Here is a 3,837-nt window from a genome sequence, read left to right as displayed (position 1 = left end):
TGGATAATGTCCACGCACATGGACATCTGGGAAGAAGAATCTTTGACGCATTGCTTCTTCTGCCGCCATTATATCATCTGGATTACATGAATATGGATATATAGGTACATGTGAAATCATACATCCTATTTTAAATTCTGGGTTTATTTCATGACCCTTTATAACAGCTTTTGCACTAGCTAATAATTCATTATGCGCAACTTTATATAAAACAGCTTTTTTGTCTTCTCCCTCTTTTACAGTTACACCTGAGTTTGTCCAGAAAAATAGTGGATTTTCAGTATCCATTTGGTTATTTATTTCATTAAAAGTCATCCAATACTTAACTTTGTTTTTATATCTCTTAAAACACACTTCTGCAAATCTTTCAAAGAAATCTACTACCTTACGATTTCTAAAACCACCATATTCTCTAGCTAAATGTAATGGTAATTCAAAATGAGATAATGTAATAACTGGTTCTATTCCATATTTTAATAATTCATCAAATAAATCATCATAGAATTTTAGCCCCTCTTCATTAGGAACTAATTCATCTCCCTTTGGGAATATTCTAGACCATGCTATTGAAGTTCTTAAACATTTAATTCCCATTCCAGCAAGTAACTTTATATCTTCTTTATATCTATGATAAAAGTCTATTGCCTCATGATTTGGATAAAACTTGTCTTCCATAATACTTTCAGTAATTTCTCTTGGTACTCCATGAGCTCCTGATGTCATTACATCTACAACACTTGGGCCTTTTCCTCCAGCATTCCAACCACCTTCAAATTGATGAGCTGCAAATGCTCCACCCCATAAAAAATCTTTCGGTAATTTACTCATAACTTGTCTCCCTTATCTTTTTATATACTTGCACTTAATTCTTTTAAATTAATTATCGTTCTTCCGTTTTCTATTTCTTCATTTAAACATAATGCATTATCTTCATAAGCATCACTATTAGTTACTATAACTGGTGTAACTAAAGAATATCCTTCTTTTTTTATAGCCTCTGTATCAAATTCTAATAGTAAATCTCCACTATTAATCTTTAAACCTACTTCTACTTTTACATCAAATCCTTTTCCTTTCATCTTAACAGTATCCATACCTACATGTATTAATAATTCTACCCCATCATCTGAAAGTAATCCTAATGCATGTTTTGTTTCTGCAACAAATTGTACTGTTCCATTAAATGGAGCATAGACTTTATTATCATTTGGCTCTATTGCTATACCTTTTCCCATAGCCCCTGATGAAAATACTGGATCATCAACTTCTGATAATTCTATTACTTTTCCAGCTATAGGATTCTTTATTTGTTTATTAATCGGATTAACCATCTTAATACCATTAGCTTCTGTTTCTTTCTTTTCTTCCACAGTTTCTCCAATTCCTACTATTTGAACAAGAATTATTGAACCTATTAATGCTACAGCTCCTCCTAATAACATACCTATTATTGATTTAGGATTATCAGGACTTATAGCATTAACTACTGTTAACATTCCTGGAAGTCCAGCATATGCATAATATGCAGTATTAAAGAATGCTATTGTTATCGCACCAGCTGCCCCTGCTATACATCCACATATAAAAGGCTTTTTAAATTTTAAGTTTACTCCATATATAGCTGGCTCTGTAATTCCAAATATACCTGTAATTCCTGCTGAAAGTGCTATATTTTTTGTTTGTTTATTTCTTGCTTTTATAAACACACCTAAAACTGCACCTGTTTGTGCTATAACAGCCATTGTTTGGAATGCTTGAAATGTATCCATTCCGTACATATCATAATTCGCTAAACACATTGGAGTTACTCCCCAGTGTACACCAAATATTACTACTATTTGCCATAAACCACCTATAATAGCTCCTGCAACCGGTGGTGCTAGTCTATATAAATAATTATATCCGTTTGCTATTCCTGTAGCTAATCCATCTGATAATGGTCCTATTAAAACTATAGTAAGCGGAACCATAATTAGCATACATAAAAATGGTGTAAATAATGATTTAACTACTTCTGGTAATTTCTTTTCAATAAATCTTTCTACATAAGATAATATCCACACTAAAAATAATGGTGGCAATACTGATGATGTATAAGTAGTTTCTGATAGCTTAAATGCTAAAAACTTTACTACTTCTCCATCTGCTACCCTTTGTGCTATACCTGCTAAATCAGGACTTACAAGTGCAGCACAGCAAGCTACTGCAATATAAGTATTACACTTAAAATGTTTAGATGCTGTTATTGCTATTAATATAGGTAAGAATGTAAATGGTGCCCATGACATGAAACTTAAAACTTCATATGTTCCAGTAGCTTCAAATTGTGGGCTTATCATCTTAGCTATTATTAAACATCCTTGTAAAATACCAGCTGCTGCTAACACATATATAAATGGTGCAAATACTGCTGACATAGTTGCAATAACTCTATTTAGTATACTAGCTTTTGGTGCATCGTTTTCATTTACTTCATCTAAATTAAGTTCACTTGCTACTTTATCAAATACTTTACCTACATGAGTTCCTATGACAACTTGAAATTGTCCTCCATTTTCAACCACTGTTATTACTCCAGTAAGCGCTGAAACTTTTTTGTTAAATTCTTTGTTACTCTCTTTAAGAACTAATCTAAGTCTTGTTGCACATCTTGATGCTTTAATAATGTTTCCCTTTCCCCCAACGGCATCTATTATATCTACCGCTAATTTCTCATAATCTCGTATACTACTTCCCATACCTTATCCCCCAAATACTTTTTATACCAATTTATTGTATATTTATATTTTAATTATACCAGTACAATTTGTCAACAATTTTTGTAAACATTTTCTTAGTGTTACGCAATATTATTTGTATGCTATACTAAAAGTACAGTAATATAATTTTAAGGAGAATTAAAATGCTAAAATATGAAAAAATAGCAAATGAAATAGAACAATATATTTATGATAATAACTTACCTCAAGGAACAAAATTACCAACAGTAGAAAACTTTGCTTCTAAATATGGTGTTAGTAAGAGCACTATTGTTAAAGCTTTAGAATCTTTAGTATTAAAAGGAATTGTATATCAACTTCAAGGAAGTGGTATTTTCGTTAGAAGAAGAAACTTAAGTGGATATATAGATTTAAGTACAACAACTGGATTTACAAGTACATTAAAAGATTTTAATATAACATCAAAAGTACTAGAACTTAAACTTATTAATCCTGATAATGAAATAGCATCTTTTCTTGAATGTGATACCAGTGATGAAGTCTACATGATTAAAAGAATAAGATATATAGATAATGAAATTATGTGTTATGAGGAATCTTATTATAAAAAATCTGTTGTTCCATATTTAAATAAAGAAATAGTACAAGGATCTATTTTTGAATATTTAAGAAATGCTTTGAATTTAAATCTAGGTTTTTCTGATAGATATTTTCATATAGATAAATTAGATGACAACTTAGCTGATTTATTAGAACTAAATTGTGGTGATCCATCTTTAACTATGCTTGAACAAATTTACTTATCTTCTGGCTTATTATTTAATTTTTCAAAGATAACTTATCATTATAAACATACACAATTTTTTTCTCAGTCTTCAGCAATAAAATAAAAAACACTTATGAATTACATAAGTGTTTTTATTAAATCAATATTTATTTACTTTCATGAATAACTTCTAATACTTTATTTAATTTGTCAACAGATAATTGTCCAGGTGCTGATGCTTCCTTTGCAGCTCCAAAAGTAAGTGCTGATCCAAATATTTCTCCTGATATACGGCTTATCACACCAAGTCCTGCCATAGACATTGTTATAATTGGTGTTTTTGCAAACTTT

The 3,837-nt window shown here is 30.3% G+C and carries 4 protein-coding genes; 1 reads left to right on the top strand and 3 read right to left on the bottom strand.

Features of this window, described 5'->3' with window-relative positions:
- Together SPJ33_RS00875 and SPJ33_RS00870 are read right to left on the bottom strand one after the other, a co-directional pair.
- The coding region (locus tag SPJ33_RS00875; protein WP_321116070.1) for a family 1 glycosylhydrolase at positions 1-828 on the bottom strand (828 nt) is incomplete at its 3' end.
- Between the two features lie 20 nt (positions 829-848).
- On the bottom strand, positions 849-2,738 hold the full coding sequence (locus SPJ33_RS00870) for a beta-glucoside-specific PTS transporter subunit IIABC (protein ID WP_321116069.1): 1,890 nt from the start codon (positions 2,736-2,738) through the stop codon (positions 849-851).
- Positions 2,739-2,902: 164 nt separating this feature from the next.
- Here SPJ33_RS00870 and SPJ33_RS00865 point away from each other — a divergent pair, with 164 nt between their 5' ends.
- Entirely contained in the window at positions 2,903-3,610 is a 708-nt protein-coding gene (locus tag SPJ33_RS00865; RefSeq protein WP_321116068.1) for a GntR family transcriptional regulator, read from the top strand.
- Positions 3,611-3,653: 43 nt separating this feature from the next.
- Here the strand turns inward: SPJ33_RS00865 and SPJ33_RS00860 are convergent.
- Positions 3,654-3,837, bottom strand: a 184-nt coding sequence (locus tag SPJ33_RS00860) for a type I 3-dehydroquinate dehydratase (RefSeq protein ID WP_321116067.1), incomplete at its 5' end; no start/stop codon positions are given.

It is taken from the genome of Clostridium sp. (assembly GCF_034179595.1).
In the GTDB taxonomy this organism is placed as follows: domain Bacteria; phylum Bacillota; class Clostridia; order Clostridiales; family Clostridiaceae; genus Clostridium.
This window is presented reverse-complemented; position numbering and strand designations above follow the sequence as displayed.